Annotated in this window: 17 protein-coding genes; 8 read left to right on the top strand and 9 right to left on the bottom strand. The window is 49.6% G+C overall.

Annotated features, from left to right (window positions below; genetic code table 11):
* Positions 1-20 precede the first annotated feature (20 nt).
* Complete coding sequence (locus tag GFB57_RS15345) at positions 21-710, bottom strand: EAL domain-containing protein (protein ID WP_008322387.1); 690 nt, start codon at positions 708-710, stop codon at positions 21-23.
* A gap of 442 nt (positions 711-1152) precedes the next feature.
* On the opposite strand from GFB57_RS15345, the gene fabI reads away from it, so the two are divergent.
* The 7 genes from fabI to osmB all read left to right on the top strand — a co-directional run bounded on the left by fabI (position 1153) and on the right by osmB (position 9264).
* Complete coding sequence (gene fabI / locus GFB57_RS15340) at positions 1153-1941, top strand: enoyl-ACP reductase FabI (RefSeq protein ID WP_003020565.1); 789 nt, start codon at positions 1153-1155, stop codon at positions 1939-1941.
* A gap of 197 nt (positions 1942-2138) precedes the next feature.
* Complete coding sequence (locus GFB57_RS15335) at positions 2139-3284, top strand: carboxymuconolactone decarboxylase family protein (RefSeq protein ID WP_003020568.1); 1146 nt, start codon at positions 2139-2141, stop codon at positions 3282-3284.
* 89 nt (positions 3285-3373) lie between these two features.
* Entirely contained in the window at positions 3374-5308 is a 1935-nt protein-coding gene (locus GFB57_RS15330; protein WP_003020571.1) for an exoribonuclease II, read from the top strand.
* 264 nt (positions 5309-5572) lie between these two features.
* Positions 5573-7564 carry a cyclic di-GMP phosphodiesterase gene (gene pdeR / locus GFB57_RS15325; protein ID WP_008322389.1) on the top strand — a complete coding sequence of 664 codons (1992 nt, stop codon included), beginning with the start codon at positions 5573-5575 and terminating at the stop codon, positions 7562-7564.
* Positions 7565-7746: 182 nt separating this feature from the next.
* Positions 7747-7929 carry a hypothetical protein gene (locus GFB57_RS15320; protein ID WP_003020577.1) on the top strand — a complete coding sequence of 61 codons (183 nt, stop codon included), beginning with the start codon at positions 7747-7749 and terminating at the stop codon, positions 7927-7929.
* A 95-nt stretch (positions 7930-8024) separates the two neighbouring features.
* Complete coding sequence (locus tag GFB57_RS15315) at positions 8025-8777, top strand: DNA-binding transcriptional regulator YciT (RefSeq protein WP_003020580.1); 753 nt, start codon at positions 8025-8027, stop codon at positions 8775-8777.
* Positions 8778-9045: 268 nt separating this feature from the next.
* Positions 9046-9264: an osmotically-inducible lipoprotein OsmB gene (gene osmB, locus GFB57_RS15310; protein WP_003020583.1), complete on the top strand. Its 219-nt coding sequence runs from the start codon at positions 9046-9048 to the stop codon at positions 9262-9264.
* A 91-nt stretch (positions 9265-9355) separates the two neighbouring features.
* Here the strand turns inward: osmB and yciH are convergent, their stop codons facing one another.
* From yciH to pgpB, 5 genes are all read right to left on the bottom strand, one after another.
* Positions 9356-9682 (bottom strand): stress response translation initiation inhibitor YciH, encoded by a 327-nt coding sequence (gene yciH, locus GFB57_RS15305; protein WP_003020586.1) that lies wholly within the window; start codon positions 9680-9682, stop codon positions 9356-9358.
* Entirely contained in the window at positions 9683-10420 is a 738-nt protein-coding gene (gene pyrF / locus GFB57_RS15300; RefSeq protein WP_003020589.1) for an orotidine-5'-phosphate decarboxylase, read from the bottom strand.
* Between the two features lie 190 nt (positions 10421-10610).
* Entirely contained in the window at positions 10611-11780 is a 1170-nt protein-coding gene (gene lapB / locus GFB57_RS15295; RefSeq protein ID WP_003020592.1) for a lipopolysaccharide assembly protein LapB, read from the bottom strand.
* Positions 11781-11786: 6 nt separating this feature from the next.
* Positions 11787-12095: a LapA family protein gene (locus tag GFB57_RS15290; protein WP_003020595.1), complete on the bottom strand. Its 309-nt coding sequence runs from the start codon at positions 12093-12095 to the stop codon at positions 11787-11789.
* Between the two features lie 149 nt (positions 12096-12244).
* Positions 12245-13009 (bottom strand): phosphatidylglycerophosphatase B, encoded by a 765-nt coding sequence (pgpB, locus tag GFB57_RS15285; protein WP_003020598.1) that lies wholly within the window; start codon positions 13007-13009, stop codon positions 12245-12247.
* A 202-nt stretch (positions 13010-13211) separates the two neighbouring features.
* Between pgpB and ribA the strand changes: the two genes are divergently transcribed.
* Positions 13212-13802: a GTP cyclohydrolase II gene (ribA, locus tag GFB57_RS15280; RefSeq protein WP_003020601.1), complete on the top strand. Its 591-nt coding sequence runs from the start codon at positions 13212-13214 to the stop codon at positions 13800-13802.
* A 49-nt stretch (positions 13803-13851) separates the two neighbouring features.
* On the opposite strand, the gene acnA is transcribed toward ribA, so the two are convergent.
* The 3 genes from acnA to GFB57_RS15265 all read right to left on the bottom strand — a co-directional run bounded on the left by acnA (position 13852) and on the right by GFB57_RS15265 (position 17149).
* Entirely contained in the window at positions 13852-16527 is a 2676-nt protein-coding gene (gene acnA, locus GFB57_RS15275; protein ID WP_003020604.1) for an aconitate hydratase AcnA, read from the bottom strand.
* Positions 16528-16835: 308 nt separating this feature from the next.
* Positions 16836-17006, bottom strand: a complete 171-nt coding sequence (locus GFB57_RS15270; RefSeq protein WP_008322403.1) for a hypothetical protein — start codon at positions 17004-17006, stop codon at positions 16836-16838.
* Positions 17007-17008: 2 nt separating this feature from the next.
* Complete coding sequence (locus tag GFB57_RS15265) at positions 17009-17149, bottom strand: YmiA family putative membrane protein (protein ID WP_213083937.1); 141 nt, start codon at positions 17147-17149, stop codon at positions 17009-17011.
* Between the last annotated feature and the right edge of the window lie 250 nt (positions 17150-17399).

Raw genomic sequence — 17399 nt, 5'->3', positions numbered from 1 at the left:
AACCGGGGGGCATTCTGCCATCAGTGACACAACGTAGGTAAGAGCAGCGTATCAACTTCGGTAAACGTGACTGACGGATAAAGGGCACCCTGCATTGCCCAGACACCTGCAGCACTGGCCTCGTCGACAAGTTGTGCTGTTTCGACTCCCTTCACTACAACACGGTCGCAATATTCCCTGATATTTTTGATCAGCACCGGGAACATCGGTTTTTCTACCTGTTCCAGGAAAAAACCGCGATCCAGTTTAACAACGTCAAAATGACCGCAAACCAGCGGGCTGGCCCCTACGCTGCCGGAGCCAAGATCGCCTAACCACAATGCGTTTGGGCCGTCGCGAAGTGAATTAATCAACAGACTATTCAGGCACACGGTATTCGTCAGAAAACGTTCTGAAAGTTCCAGTGCAATAAATGGTAGTGCCTGTAAGGCCGACTTGATGGCTGGATCACCAATCGCCAGCAGCGCCATTTCGTCAATGAGTTTCAGGGTACAAATAAGGCTGTTGCGCTCAAACCAGTCACGCTTTTCGGCAATTAATCGAATTTGCTCGAGCATGAAATTACGCTTTTGTTCGCTATCCCACGCTGAAATGATGAAATCTGGATGCAACGGTTGAACCGTATCTGAAGTAAACCGGGCGTTCATCTCTACGCCCAGTAATTTATCTGTTGTGTCTCTCATCGTTTCCGCGATGAAATGATAGTGCATAAGACCACTCCAATTGATCATAACATCCTGATAATGCACTTCTAATCACAATCAATCAATAATATCGATCAATGTATCGATATTGATCGATAAAAACAATATATCATAACAAGCTGAATATTGTCATATTTTTTGTTTTAAGAAAGTTCCTACCTTGCTATGTTTATTAACATCAGCTAGCAATGAAATAATACCATTTCAATGCCTTTGAAACCTTGCATTTTCTCTGCTTCACCGACGTTAAATGCCTGAACGAAGCATAACCGGAGGGGGATGATATACTCCCCACATGCAATGAAGTGACAGGTCACGTGAGGTTGATAACAATTCCTCAGGGAAAAGGCGTGGGATATAATTTCAGACCAATTTCGAGTGAGCTTAACGCGTCAATCATAATTCATTGATTGGTAAAAGATAAGTGTTAACAAAAAGGATTAAAGCCATGGGTTTTTTATCAGGTAAGCGTATTCTGGTGACAGGCCTTGCCAGTAAATTGTCTATCGCATGGGGAATCGCTCAGGCGATGCATCGCGAAGGTGCTGAACTGGCGTTCACCTACCAGAACGACAAGCTGAAAGGTCGTGTGGAAGAATTTGCAGCGCAATTAGGCTCCAACATTGTTTTGCAGTGTGATGTGGCTGAAGATGCCAGCATTGACGCCATGTTTGCTGAACTGAGCAAAACCTGGCCGAAATTCGACGGTTTCGTACACTCAATCGGCTTCGCACCTGCTGACCAACTGGATGGCGATTATGTGAACGCAGTTACCCGCGAAGGATTTAAAATTGCGCATGACATTAGCGCTTACAGCTTTGTTGCGATGGCAAAAGCATGTCGTTCCATGCTAAACCCTGGCTCTGCGCTACTGACGTTGTCCTATCTGGGCGCAGAACGTGCAATCCCTAACTATAACGTCATGGGCCTGGCGAAAGCCTCCCTGGAAGCGAACGTCCGTTATATGGCTAATGCGATGGGGCCTGAAGGCGTGCGTGTGAATGCCATTTCTGCAGGTCCAATCCGTACACTCGCCGCTTCTGGCATTAAAGATTTCCGTAAAATGCTGGCGCACTGTGAAGCAGTTACACCGATTCGCCGCACCGTTACCATTGAAGATGTGGGTAACTCCGCAGCATTTCTGTGCTCCGATCTCTCTGCCGGTATCTCTGGTGAAGTCGTACACGTTGACGGTGGCTTCAGCATCGCCGCAATGAACGAGCTGGAACTTAAATAATCCTAAGACCTCGATGGGCGGTCTTGCGCCGCCCATGACACTCCTCTCAGCCACCACATATGCCTTTCTGATATTTATTATCACGTAACAATCTTTCATCCCCTCATCTGCTTACGTCAGGATATTGCAGCGCAAACGATCCGGCGTAATAGTATGACGACGAGTCCGGGTCGCCACTTTTAGACCAAGGAACGCCCATGGAACAACGCCGAATTGAAGGCAAAAGCCACTGGTATCATGAGACGCAATCCAGCACGTATCCGCAAGATGTTCTGCCGCTGGTCCCGGAAGCCGCTCATGTCGACGACAGTTTTTTACTGGATCTGGCATTACCTGATGACGCTCTTTCGCCCTTTCAATCCTGGTTAACCCCTGCCCGTAAACTTGCCCAGACGCTCTTCCCGGCTCATGTAAACCTGAATCAGATGCATACGTTCAGTGCCTATGAACGAATGAGTACAGCCCTGACCGTCGCTCAGGTGTATGGTGTGCAGCGATTATGTAATCACTATGCCGCGCGTTTAACACCGCTTCCCGGTCCGGACTCCTCGCGGGAAAGTAACCATCGACTGGCACAAATCACCCAATATGCTCGCCAACTTGCCAGCTCTCCTGCCGTGATAGGCGAACGCGACCGTCAGCATCTGGAGGCGGTCGGACTGACCACCAGCGATAATATTCTGATGAATCAAATCATCGGCTTCGTCGGATTTCAGGCCCGAACCGTGGCCCTGTTTCAGGCCTGGTCTGGTCATCCGGTACGCCGAATACCGGGGCTGGATATTCAGCAATTTGCTCACGCTTCGTTATTTAACGCCACAAAGACAACCTGGCATGCTGCACCATTCCCGATCGAAAAATATCCCCCCCATGATGAGAACGCTGCCAGAGGATATCCCGATGAACTGCAAGCGTTGGTGCCATTATTGATACATTCACCTGTCATTTTAGATTTACTCACGACGCTGATTTCCAGTGCCCGGCGCAGCGCTGTATCAGTACAGGCATTTTCACTGGCAGCGCTGATGACGTCACGAATTAACGGCAGCGTGGCCTGCTTTAACGAGCAGGCGTATACAGCAAATGAATTAGTCGACGTTATCGCCCTGCTTCGCCTGGATGAACGTGAATTACAACGTTGGGAACAACGACATCCGGTTGAGCGCGTTACCCTACAGGCGGTACAATGGCTGACCCGGGCGCCCGACCGCTTTAGCACCGCACTGTTAACGTCTTTGTTCGATCAGGGAATCTCTTCAGAGCAGGCCATTAACCTGCTAGCCTGGAGTGGATTGTGCGGATGGTTGAATCGCTTGAAAATCGCGCTGGGCGACACTGATTAACCGATCCACTTACTGAAAGAGCGCTTGCTGCCACTGGCAGAATCGCGTAAAACTGTCAGCCGCTCTTTTAGCCACGAAAATAGACAATTATGCTTCAGGACAACCCGCTGCTAGCGCAGCTTAAACAGCAACTACATTCCCAGACGCCACGTGCTGAAGGGGTGGTAAAAGCCACGGAAAAAGGCTTTGGCTTCCTGGAAGTCGATGCACAAAAAAGCTATTTCATTCCACCGCCGCAGATGAAAAAAGTGATGCATGGCGACCGCATTGTTGCGGTTATCCATACAGAAAAAGATCGTGAGTCTGCAGAGCCGGAAGAACTGATCGAACCCTTCCTGACGCGCTTCGTGGGTAAAGTTCAGGGCAAAAATGATCGTCTGTCCATCGTGCCGGATCATCCGTTACTGAAAGATGCTATTCCATGTCGTGCCACCCGCGGCGTTGAACATGAATTTAAAGAAGGCGACTGGGCGGTTGCAGAAATGCGCCGTCATCCGCTGAAAGGCGATCGCACCTTCTACGCCGAGTTAACCCAATTTATCACTTTTGCTGATGACCACTTTGTCCCGTGGTGGGTCACACTGGCACGCCATAATCTGGAAAAAGAAGCACCGGACGGCGTAGCAACCGAAATGCTGGACGAAGGCCTGGTTCGTGAAGATTTAACCGCCCTCAATTTCGTCACCATCGACAGCGCCAGCACCGAAGATATGGACGATGCGCTGTATGCTGAAGAACAAGCTGACGGCACGCTACAATTAACCGTCGCCATTGCCGACCCAACAGCCTGGATTGCAGAAGGCAGTAAGCTGGATAAAACGGCAAAAATTCGCGCGTTCACCAATTATTTACCGGGGTTCAATATCCCGATGTTGCCACGTGAATTGTCTGACGATCTCTGCTCTCTGCGCGCGAACGAAGTGCGCCCAGTTTTAGCTTGTCGTATGAGCATTACCGCCGATGGCACGATTGAAGACAACATCACTTTCTTCGCTGCGACAATTGAGTCAAAAGCGAAGCTGGCCTATGACAATGTTTCCGACTGGCTGGAAGGTACAGGCGAGTGGCAACCAGAAAACGACGCGATTGCGGAACAGATCCGTCTGCTGCATCGTATTTGCCTGAGCCGAGGAGAGTGGCGTCATAACCACGCGCTGGTCTTTAAAGATCGCCCGGATTACCGTTTCGTTCTCGGTGAAAAAGGTGAAGTACTGGACATCGTCGCTGAGCCACGCCGCATCGCAAACCGTATCGTGGAAGAATCCATGATTGCGGCAAATATTTGCGCCGCTCGTGTGCTTCGCGACAAGCTGGGTTTCGGTATTTATAACGTCCATATGGGATTCGACCCGGCCAACGCCGACGCTCTGGCCGCGCTGCTGAAAACCCACGGTATGCACGTCGATGCCGAAGAAGTCCTGACTCTGGAAGGTTTCTGCAAACTGCGCCGCGAACTGGATGCTCAGCCATCCGGCTTCCTCGACAGCCGAATTCGCCGCTTCCAGTCTTACGCTGAAATAAGTATTGAGCCAGGTCCACACTTTGGGCTGGGTCTGGAGGCATATGCCACCTGGACTTCCCCAATCCGTAAGTATGGCGATATGATCAACCACCGTCTGCTTAAGGCCGTCATCAAAGGCGAAACCATCGCCCGACCTCAGGATGATACCACCGTGCAAATGGCAGAACGTCGTCGCCTAAACCGGATGGCTGAGCGTGACGTGGGTGACTGGCTATACGCCCGTTTCCTGAGTGATAAAGCCGGTACCGACACCCGCTTTGCGGCCGAGATCATTGACGTCAGCCGCGGTGGCATGCGCGTGCGCTTAGTTGATAATGGCGCTGTTGCATTTATTCCAGCACCGTTCCTGCACGCCGTTCGTGATGAACTGGTATGCAGCCAGGAAAGCGGCACCGTGCAAATTAAAGGTGAAGTTGTTTACAAAGTCACGGATGTGATTGACGTAACTATCGCTGAAGTACGGATGGAAACCCGCAGCGTTATCGCGCGTCCAGCCGCGTAACACGCATAAATCAAGCGACCTTTCTCATTTTTGAAAGGTCGTTTTCTTTTTACCTCCCAAATTTCAACCGCGCACTACACTTCTTTCATCCAGTCAAAAAATTTATTTACCATTTTTCAGTTCCGTTGGCTTTGCTTTTTACGGATTCTGGATTACACATAAATATATAAAAAAAACAATACGTTCAGCCATAATCACCCTGAATGAATCATGGCTACCCATACTTTTGAGGCTCTATGCGCTTTAAACGGGATAGTACACATCATGAAAGACGTCCGGGAGCTGATTACGTTGTATAGCTATGTGGGCACTAATAACCCTTACTGGCGTTTGTCAGAGGATTGCAACATCCTGCATTTCTCTGTCGAAGAAACGTCAGAGGCCGATCAGACCATCGAATTATCCCCGGAACAAGCCGATCGCATTCGCGAGATGACAGTAATTACGTCAAGTTTATTAATGACGTTACCGATTGAAGATGACAACATTCCCGTGCATCTGGTCGGCCGAAAAATCAATAAGCGTGAATGGGCCGGTAGCGCATCCGCCTGGGATGACACCCCTTCCGTCGCCCGTGACCTGGCTCACGGCCTCTCTTTTGCCGAACAGGTGGTTTCTGAAGCCAATTCAGTTATTGTCATTCTTGATCGCATGGGCAACATTCAGCGGTTTAATCGACTGTGCGAAGAGTATACCGGACTCAAAGAACGTGAAGTCATTGGCCAAAGTGTATTTACATTATTTATGAGTCGACGTGAAGCTGCCGCGTCACGACGCAATATCGAGGTCTTTTTTCGCGAAGGTAACTCATATGAAGTTGAACGCTGGGTGAAGACCTGCAAAGGACAGCGTCTGTTTTTATTTCGTAATAAATTTGTGCATAACGGTAGCGGCAAGAACGAAATATTTCTGATCTGTTCCGGGACCGATATCACTGAAGAACGCCGCGCCCAGGAGCGTTTGCGGGTGTTGGCGAATACCGACTCTATCACTGGATTACCCAATCGCAACGCTATTCATGATCTGATCAGCAATGCGATTGAGAACGCGGGCGATACTCAGGTCGGGATTGTGTACCTCGATCTGGATAACTTCAAAAAGGTAAACGATGCCTACGGGCATATGTTTGGCGATCAGCTTTTGCAAAGCGTATCGCTGGCAATACTCAGTTGCCTTAGCGAAAACCAGTTACTGGCACGGTTTGGCGGCGATGAGTTTATTGTCCTTGCCACCGAAACATCCCAGGGTTCACTGGAAGCCACCGCGTCGCGTATTCTGACACGCCTGCGTCAACCTTTTCGCATCGGCCTGATTGAAATCTATACCGGATGCTCTATTGGTATTTCCCTCGCTCCACAACATGGTCAGGACTGCGAGAGCGTCATTCGTAACGCCGATACGGCCATGTACACCGCGAAAGAAGGTGGCCGCGGACAGTTTTGTGTTTTCTCTCCGGAAATGAATCAGCGGGTATTTGAATATCTGTGGCTGGATACTAATCTGCGCAAGGCGCTGGAAAACGATCAACTGGTCATCCATTATCAGCCAAAGATAACCTGGCGAGGCGAAGTGCGCAGCCTGGAGGCGCTGGTTCGCTGGCAGTCTCCGGAACGTGGCCTCATTCCACCACTGGAATTTATCTCCTACGCCGAAGAATCAGGGCTTATCGTTCCTCTGGGTCGCTGGGTTATTCTGGACGTTGTGCGTCAGATAGCAAAATGGCGCGCAAAGGGAATCAATCTGCGCGTGGCGGTAAACGTTTCTGCCCGGCAGCTCGCCGATCAGACGCTATTTACCGATCTCAAGCAGGTGCTTCATGAACTCGACTTTGAATATTGCCCCATCGATGTCGAGTTAACGGAAAGCAGTTTAATTGAAAATGAGCAACTGGCACTGTCCGTCATTCAGCAGTTTAGCCAGATGGGGGCGCAAATCCATTTGGATGATTTTGGTACCGGTTATTCGTCACTGTCTCAACTGGCCCGGTTCCCACTTGATGCAATTAAACTGGATCAAACCTTTGTCAGGGATGTACACAAACAACCTGTTTCGCAGTCGCTGGTACGTGCCATTGTTGCGGTCGCACAGGCACTCAACCTACAGGTCATCGCCGAAGGTGTTGAAAGCGCGAAAGAGGATGCGTTTTTAACCAAAAATGGCGTCAACGAGCGTCAGGGTTTTTTGTTTGCCAAGCCAATGCCAGCAGTTGCATTTGAACGTTGGTATCGACGGCACCTGAATAAAAAAACACGCTAATGCAGTGGGATCAAACGTTGAGAATAGCCATAAATGGACATTACGTAACGATCCTATCTGCATGTAATCACAGAATATATAATATTCTTCTATCGTTGAAGTTAATACTATTTTTCCCTTCTCTTTTGCCATGAAATTCTGCATCATGAAATTCAAACTCTATTGCCATTAGGATGATAACCATGTCTGATATCGACGCTCAGCGTCTGGCCGAACGCATTGATACTGTGCTGGATATCCTCGTTGCAGGTGATTACCACTCAGCTATCCATAATCTCGAAATTCTGAAGGCTGAGCTGCTAAACATGACCAAAGAAGATGCCGAATCTTTGCCCAAAAAGCACAAGGCTCCCTGGGAGATCTGATGGCATTAACCCTTTAATGTCGCTGCTGTAAGCAAACTGCACGTGAGGCAGTTTCCGTTTAATTTCCGATACGATATCGCAATAAAATTAATATTATGAATTCCCGACAACAATCTATTTTGCAGATGGTGACTGATAAAGGTCAGATGAGCGTTGCCGAACTGGCAAAAATCACCGGTGTCTCAGAAGTGACGATTCGACAGGATCTGAACACACTGGAAAAACAGAGTTATTTACGCCGAGCGCACGGTTTTGCTGTTTCATTGAACAGCGATGATGTGGAAACGCGCATGATGACTAATTTTACGCTGAAGCGTGAGCTGGCTGAATTCGCCGCATCGCTGGTAAGCCCAGGCGAGTCCGTATTCATTGAAAACGGCAGTAGCAATGCGCTCTTAGCCAGAACGCTCGCGGAGCAAAAAGATGTCACCATCATTACCGTCAGCAGCTATATAGCCCATCTGCTGAAAGAAACCCCTTGCGAAGTGATTCTTCTTGGCGGCATCTATCAGAAAAAAAGCGAAAGTATGGTTGGGCCCTTAACTCGCCAGTTTATCCAGCAGGTACACTTCAGCAAGGCCTTTATCGGCATTGATGGCTGGCAGGCTGACACCGGCTTCACCGGACGCGACATGATGCGTTCTGATGTGGTTAACGCGGTGCTGGAAAAAGGTGCAGAAGTTATTGTGCTTACTGACAGCTCAAAATTCGAAGCCATTCACCCGTACACGCTGGGTCCATTAGAGCGATTCAGCCGCGTAGTCACGGACTCCAGACTTAGCGCCAGCGTACAAATGCAGCTTGAGCACTCCGGATTAACCGTCAATATCATTGATGCCCACGCGTAACATCTTCAGCAGATGATTTGTCAGTTGGCAAATCATCTCCCCTCTGAGAGTTATCTGACAGCCCAATTAAGACTTTTTACCTGTCGTTAACAGGATTAAGTCGTAAAATTAATGTTAGCGATATAACAGGAACGAACCTCCAACTTCAGGATAGTGTTTGTAATGCCTTCGCTAAACGGTTTCACGGAAATATCTTCGTTAGCCTAAATTTAGCGCTATTCTTAAAGAACACTGGATTCCGTGAATCAATAATTCAGGAGAAAGTATTATGTTAGTAACGAGCAAAAAAATGACCGCTGCCATTCTGGCGATTACTCTGGCAATGTCGCTGAGCGCCTGCTCTAACTGGTCCAAACGCGATCGTAACACCGCAATCGGTGCTGGTGCAGGTGCAATAGGTGGTGCAGTCCTGACTGACGGCAGCACGCTGGGTACGCTGGGTGGTGCTGCAGTAGGTGGTATCATTGGCCACCAGGTGGGTAAATAATCTACGGTTGAACGGCTCGATATAATAATACGTTTACTTTTTCAGGTCTGTATTATTAAAAAGCCACGGAAAAATTCCGTGGCTTTTTTTATTAACCGCCAGCCAGTTTAACATTCATTCCTTTGGCTTCCAGCAGCGATCTAATCAGGTCGCGTTTATCACCCTGTATCTCAATCACGCCATCCTTAACTGCCCCGCCGCAACCACATTTTTTCTTCAGTTCCGCAGCTAATTTGGTCAGTTCGGCATCATCTTGATCAATACCGGTAATCAAACACACGCCCTTGCCTTTGCGGCCACTGGTCTGGCGCTGGATACGAACAATGCCATCGCCTTGTGGGCGCACAGGAGCAGCTTTTGGTTCATCAATGCGCCCGGAGTCGGTTGAGTAGACCAGGCGAGAGTTTGAGTCGTTCATTTACGCACCTCGTTTCAGTGAGGCATTAATCATCTTCAGCGTCTGAGCCGGATCTGCCGACTGCGTGACCGGACGACCAATAACCATATAATCCACACCAGCTGACTGTGCTTGTTCCGGCGTCATAATGCGACGCTGGTCGCCCGCCTCGCTGCCTTCAGGACGAATACCCGGCGTAACCAATTTAAATGCCTGGCCAAACGCCTGCTTGAATCGCACCGCTTCCTGCGCGGAGCATACAACGCCATCCAAACCACAATGCTGGGTTAAGCGCGCCAGCCTTTCAGCATGTTCTGTAGGTGACAACGTCACGCCAAGATCGGCGAGGTCGCTGGCTTCCATACTGGTCAGAACCGTTACCGCAATCAGCAGCGGTGCGTCCTTGCCAAAAGATAATAAGGCTTCACGTGCGGCGGTCATCATACGCGCCCCACCAGAAGCATGAACGTTAACCATCCACACGCCAAGCTCAGCCGCTGCCGCAACGGCATGCGCGGTAGTGTTGGGAATATCATGAAATTTCAAATCAAGAAAAACGTCAAAGCCACGCTGTTGTAGATCGCGAACCAACTGAGGTCCAAAAAGCGTGAACATCTCTTTGCCCACTTTCAAACGGCAATCACGAGGATCAATTCTGTCGACAAAAGCTAATGCTTTATCACGATTGGAATAATCGAGGGCGACAACGACAGGAGAATCAGTAACAGCACGAGAAGAAGATGAAGCAGTAAACGTCATGACCAGACCTTCTTGAGGATGGGCGCCGACAGTAGCGCGAAATGGGTAAACGGCGTGCATTCTACCTGCGGTAATAGAAAATTAACAGGCGCGATTCCATTTCTGCCAGGCGAATTTGGCCACGGCGGCTGAGGATGGCTTTGTTTCTCAACATTAGTATGTTGTAACTAAAGTAAGATTTTTTTAAAAATTACAACCCATCAAGTCCGCGAATAGGCTTAATGGTTGACCATGAGCGACAAGATGGGCAGTGCCAGTACAGTGTATATGCGGTAAATCCGCACTTCTGGCAACGATAGCGCGGCTTGCTGCGCACCTGCTCCCCGACCATATCGCGCAGAACCATCAGGCTCTCTTTCGCGCGCCCTTCTTCTGCTTCGTTAAGATGGTAATCCATTAATTTGTGGAAAACGCGCATCGTAGGATGGCGTTGTAGTTGGCGGGTAATATAAACCTGAGCGGTATCAGTCCCCTCGCGCGCTTCAAGAATATCGGCCAGCATCAGCTCGGCGGCGGCGCCAGTATTCTCTTCAACGGCCCGACGTAAAAACTCTGCCCACTCATCGGTTTTCCCCAGATGCTGGTAGCAGCTTTGCAGCATTTCCAGCGTTTCGCTGACCAGTTCTTTATCCTGAGAAATCACGCGTTGCAGACTTTCAACGGCCTTCGCGTACTCGCCTTTCACCATGTACACACGGCCCATCATGATGGAAACCCGGGCACTGTTTTTGTCTGCCGCAGCCCCTTTTTTCAACAGCGCCATGGCACGATCCATATCGTCGCTGCCCATCTGCTGTAAGGCCAGTTCGCAGTAGAAGTGGGCTATCTCAATACGCTGTTTATCTTTGCCTAGCTTCACCAGACGTTCTGCGACATCAATGGCTTTCTGCCAATCGCTGGTCGCCTGATAAATTTGCAGCAGTTGCTGTAATGCACCGACGCGAAAATCTGTTTCATCGGTAAGCTGATTGAACATGTCTTCCGCGCGGTCGTACAGACCTGCGGCCATGTAATCGCGCCCCAGCTGTTGTACGGCCAACAAACGCTGCTCGTAGGTCAGCGAAGCACTTTCCATTAACGTTTGATGGATGCGGATTGCGCGGTCGACTTCACCGCGCGAGCGAAACAGGTTTCCGAGAGTGAGATGAGCCTCAACGGTGCCCGTATCCTCTTTTAGCATATCGAGGAACAGATCCACCGCTTTGTCTTGTTGGTTGCTCAGGAGGAAGTTAACCCCGGCGACATAGTCACGGGAAAGACGGTTAGCTTCATCCTGCTTGGTTTGTTGCGCACTTCTGCGACCCATATACCACCCATAGGCAGCGGCTACAGGTAAAAGCAGAAACAACAACTCCAACATAAATAATTATTCCTTCACAACCGACGAATCGGCAGAAACCGCAACGTCGGTCGCAGGCGTAAGCTGGTTTTCCAGTCGTTTGATTTTACGTTCGGCGCGCGCAAGAGACACACGAACCTTCAGCCAGAAAAGGCCGCAAATTAACCAACCAATCGCAAAACCTGCGGCAAACAATACAGCAAGCAGCGTAGAGATACGATACTCACCCTGAGCCAGCAGGTAATTAAACGTAACCTGTTGATCGTTTTGCGCACCTAATGTCACCGAAATAACAAAAATCGCCAACACCAGTAAGAAAATGAGTAAATATTTCACATTACTTCCCGTTATGTGGTTTAAGCGAATAAATCGTGTACAACTTACCGCGTTGAGCCCTTTAAATTACCATTTTCACAACGAGTGCGAAATGGAAAAGCGCTTTCCGCTTTCTGATTTAAGGGCAAAATTTGAAAAATCAATCATAGCTAGCTTTCTTGCTCGCGTTGCGCGATTTCTTTTGCCTCCTGCACAGGCGGCGTAAGTGGTCCGCATACTCGCTGCGCGAGCCAGGTCGCCAGCGTTACCAGCAGCCATGAAATCAGCGTTGCAACGACCAAATCACGCGGCCAGTGCATGCCCAACAGCAAGCGGCTACCCATAACACTTGTCGCCCAGATAAGCAAAAACACAATCGTCAGCGTACGTCGGCGTGGCCATAACAGCCCTACTGCCAGTAAAGCCCAACTGGCAGCAAACATCGTATGTCCTGACGGAAAGGCAAAACCCGTTTCTTTTTGCCAGTGCTTACGTAGAAACGTCGGAATATCCTGTTGTTCGGCCAATTGCTCTTTAACTAAGTTGCCACGATCTTTACGTTTTAAAGTGTAGAACTCATCAACCGGGATATGGTGCGTTTTTTCCAGCCATACGACAAAGGGCCGAGGTTCCTGCACCCTGTCTTTAACCCAGGACTTCACACCCTGACCGACTAAAATTGCCGCGGCCAGGATCGCAAACAGCATTACCGCAGCTTTCAGACGAAAACGCAGACACCACAGAAACCATGCGCAGAGCACAACATGAGTGATAATCCCCCACGGCTGCGTCACCGTTTCCGTTACCCAGTACAGAGATTTTAGCCACCAAACGTTGTGTCCCGGCTGCCAGCTCCAGCCCGATACCCATACAGCAACCGGCATAATAAGTAGCAGCCCGGCCCCGACCGCAGTGCGCTTTGCAATTGACAGCATTACCTCTCCTTTCGTCGATAAGTCTCACAATCATAACTGAAAAAAGTGCATGCCGGGAAAATTGACATTTTTGTGCCATTCCAAAGGCGAATCCGTTGTCGCGATTAGGTGAACATCGTTGCCTTATGGCAAAATAGTGCAATACAGAACAAGAAGCCAACAGGCGACGGCACGACAGTGCCAGCATAATCTGGAGAATTACATGCAGCTTAAACGTGTGGCAGAAGCCAAACTGCCAACCCCCTGGGGTGATTTCCTGATGGTGGGATTTGAAGAACTGGCAACCGGACACGATCACGTCGCACTGGTTTTTGGCGATATCACTGGTCAAACGCCTGTTCTGGCGCGTGTCCACTCCGAATGTCTGACTGGCGATGCATTGTTTAGCCTGCGTTGCGATTGCGGCTTCCAGCTCGAAGCGGCTCTCACCCACATTGCTGAAGAAGGGCGCGGTATCCTGCTTTATCATCGTCAGGAAGGACGCAATATCGGCCTGCTCAATAAAATCCGCGCCTACGCGTTGCAGGACCAGGGTTATGATACCGTTGAGGCTAACCATCAGTTGGGCTTTGCGGCAGATGAGCGTGATTTCACGCTGTGTGCGGATATGTTCAAGCTGCTGGGCGTGGACGAAGTTCGTTTGCTGACCAATAACCCGAAAAAAGTGGAAATTCTGACCGAAGCGGGAATCAATATTGTTGAACGCGTGCCGCTGATTGTGGGTCGTAACCCGAACAATGAACATTACCTGGACACCAAAGCCGCCAAGATGGGGCATTTGCTGGGCAAGTAATGGTTGTTACCGCCGATAAAAAAGCCTGCTCTCGCAGGCTTTATACATTTTAATTCAACATATTACGAATCACGTAGTGCAGAATACCATCGTTTTGGTAGTAAGTTAGCTCCGTCGCGGTATCGATACGGCAGCGGCATAAAATCACCTCTTTACGTCCATCTGAGCGAACCATATTCACCGGTACTGTTGCGCCCGGCTTGATGTTTTGCAGGTCCGTAATATCGATCGCTTCCTCACCTGTTAGTCCCAGCGTTTTGCGCGTGACGCCCTGCGGAAATTCCAGCGGCAAAATCCCCATACCAATCAGGTTAGAACGGTGAATTCGCTCAAAGGACTCAGCGATAACCACGCGAATCCCCAGCAAGCGCGGGCCTTTTGCCGCCCAGTCGCGACTGGAGCCAGAGCCATACTCTTTCCCGGCAATAACCGCCAGGGGGATATTCTCCTGTTGATATTGCATAGCCGCATCATAGATAGCCACTGCCTCGGTTCCCGGCAAATGACGCGTCATCCCACCTTCCACGCCGGGTACCATCTCATTACGAATACGAATATTGGCAAAGGTACCGCGCATCATCACTTCATGATTCCCGCGTCGTGAACCATAGGAGTTAAAATCTTTACGCTCAACGCCGTGGCTTTGCAGATAACGACCTGCCGGGCTATCCGGCTTGATACTGCCGGCAGGAGAAATATGGTCGGTGGTGACGGAATCCCCAAGCATTGCGAGGATACGCGCACCATGAATGTCCTGGACCGGATCCGGCGTAGCCTGCATACCATCGAAGAACGGCGACAAGCGGATATAAGTTGAGTCAGACTGCCAACCATAGGTATCAGCCCGATCAACCTGGATAGCTTTCCATTCTGGCGTGCCTTCAAAGACTTCAGCGTACTCTTTATGGAACATGGCGGTAGAAACCTGCTCCACGGCACGGGCAATTTCCTGAGCCGTCGGCCAGATATCTTTCAGATAAACGGGATCGCCCTTTTTGTCATGGCCTAACGGATCTTTCGTCAGATTGATATTCATATTCCCTGCTAGCGCATAGGCCACCACCAGCGGCGGAGACGCCAACCAGTTGGTCTTCACGAGCGGATGGATACGCCCCTCAAAGTTTCGGTTGCCGGAAAGTACGGCGCCAACGGTGAGATCGCCTTTTTTGATGGCTGTCTCGATAGGATCGGGTAACGGACCCGAGTTACCAATACAGGTGGTACAGCCATAACCTACAAGGTTAAATCCCAGCTCATCAAGGTACGGCGTGAACCCAGCCTGCGCCAGATAATCAGACACCACCTTCGAACCTGGCGCCAGCGAGGCTTTCACCCAAGGCTGACGTTTCAGACCAAGTGTCACTGCTTTTTTCGCCAGCAGTCCCGCCGCCATTAATACGCTTGGGTTAGAGGTGTTGGTACAGGAAGTTATAGCTGCTATCACCACCGCACCGTCCGGCAGCTTATACTGCTGGCCGCTCATGGTGTAGTCCACGGGCTGACGGTCTTTCAGCGAGCTATTTACTTCGAGTTCATTGCTCGCCGAAAACGCTTTCGGAACATCAGCCAGTGCCACCCGATCCTGCGGGCGCTTCGGTCCGGCAAGGCTAGCTTCCACACTGCCCATATCCAGCTCCAGTGAACTGGTAAATACGGGTTCATCCCCTGGATTACGCCACATTCCCTGCGCTTTGGCATAGGCGCTGACCAACTCAACCTGCTCCTCACTGCGTCCACTCAGACGCATATATTCAAGAGTGATGCCATCGATCGGGAAGAAACCGCAGGTTGCGCCGTATTCCGGTGACATGTTCGCAATGGTTGCCCGATCGGCCAGCGGTAAGGTGTCGAGGCCATCACCATAGAATTCAACAAATTTACCGACCACGCCGTGCTTACGCAGCATCTGGGTAACGGTTAAAACCAGGTCGGTAGCGGTGATACCTTCCCGCAGTTTGCCCACTAGTTTAAAGCCTACGACATCCGGGATAAGCATAGAGACCGGTTGACCCAGCATTGCTGCTTCAGCCTCAATGCCTCCAACGCCCCATCCCAGCACACCGAGACCATTAATCATTGTCGTATGGGAATCGGTACCGACCAGCGTATCGGGATAAGCCACCCACTCACCGTCCTGTAACTCGCTCCAGACGGCTTTGCCAAGGTATTCAAGGTTTACCTGGTGGCAAATCCCCGTTCCCGGCGGTACAACGCTGAAGCGACTAAATGCCTGCTGTCCCCATTTCAGGAACACATAACGTTCATGGTTACGTTCCATTTCCAGGCGAACGTTTTCTTCGAAAGCATCATCATCACCAAAACGGTCCACCGTTACCGAGTGGTCAATGACAAGGTCCACTGGCGAAAGCGGATTCACTTTTGCCGTATCTCCCCCCAGACGTTTCACCGCTTCGCGCATGGCGGCAAGATCGACCACCGCCGGAACGCCGGTAAAATCCTGCATCAGAACACGAGCGGGTCGATAGGCAATTTCACGATCGGCGTGGGCGGTCTTCAGCCAATGTGCGAGAGCATGAATATCATCTTCGGTAACGGAATTACCATCCTGCCAACGAAGCAGGTTTTCCAGCAACACTTTTAGCGATTTGGGTAGTCGGGTGATATCACCCAGTGATTTAGCAGCCAGAGGTAAACTGTAGTAGCGGTAGGTTTTATCTTTAACCTGCAATGTGTCCTTACTGGCTTCTCGTAGGGTCGACGACATAGCTCCTCCTTAAATGACAGGGTTGGATCCCCTGATTTTCCTCAGGGTTAGTATTAAAGATAACACAAACAAAATGTAACGCTTTGATAACAACTCAAAATGATAAAAGTAGCGGGCGATATAAAAGCGCGAACTGAGGTCGATGGTAAGGAGGAAGGTCTAGCCGTGTAGATTAATAGGATGAATATTCAGCAGGCAATAGAGCAATGGATAATACGTTGATTAGGTTGTTGATGACGATTACATGGATAAATGATTCGATATTCAAGGGCACAAGGTAATCGTTATTATTATAAAATACGTACGAATTATTGTTTCTGTTCATCATCATCAGTTAACAGATCAATAAACGCCCGTTGTTCAGGAGAAAGGTTCCAGGATTCGGGTACCTTCTGCCCCTTCTCTGCGACGGTTTTGCTCTCTTGTTCATGGTCATGAGGCGATAGCGTTTCGGTAGAGTGCTGCTCTGGTGCGGACATACTTACCCCCACACATTCCAGGCCACGAGTGCGACAATAATCCAGAATATCGCAGAACCAAGAAATACGGCGAACCAGGCTTTACGTTTCATCACCGGATCCCTGCGTGCTGGCTGGTTTCCTGAAGGCATCGCTAACCTCATACTATCGAAATCACTTATCATTTAGGCACCAAACAATCGGTACAATTAATCATCAGATAGGAGGAATCCTAATAAAAAAGGCGAAAAAAAGCCAGTTAATTTTCAGACTCGTCCTGATAAATAAATCGATTGTTTGATCGGTTATAAATATTTGAAAGGAATTTTTGGCAAGCTGACTAATTTGAAACTACTTTAGAGAACTTTTTCCACAAGCTATATATGGTTAATTTATCCACGGTAAATTATCAAT

The sequence above is a fragment of the Citrobacter sp. S39 genome, from assembly GCF_009495675.1.
GTDB classification, from domain to species: Bacteria; Pseudomonadota; Gammaproteobacteria; order Enterobacterales; family Enterobacteriaceae; genus Citrobacter; species Citrobacter freundii.
This window is presented reverse-complemented; position numbering and strand designations above follow the sequence as displayed.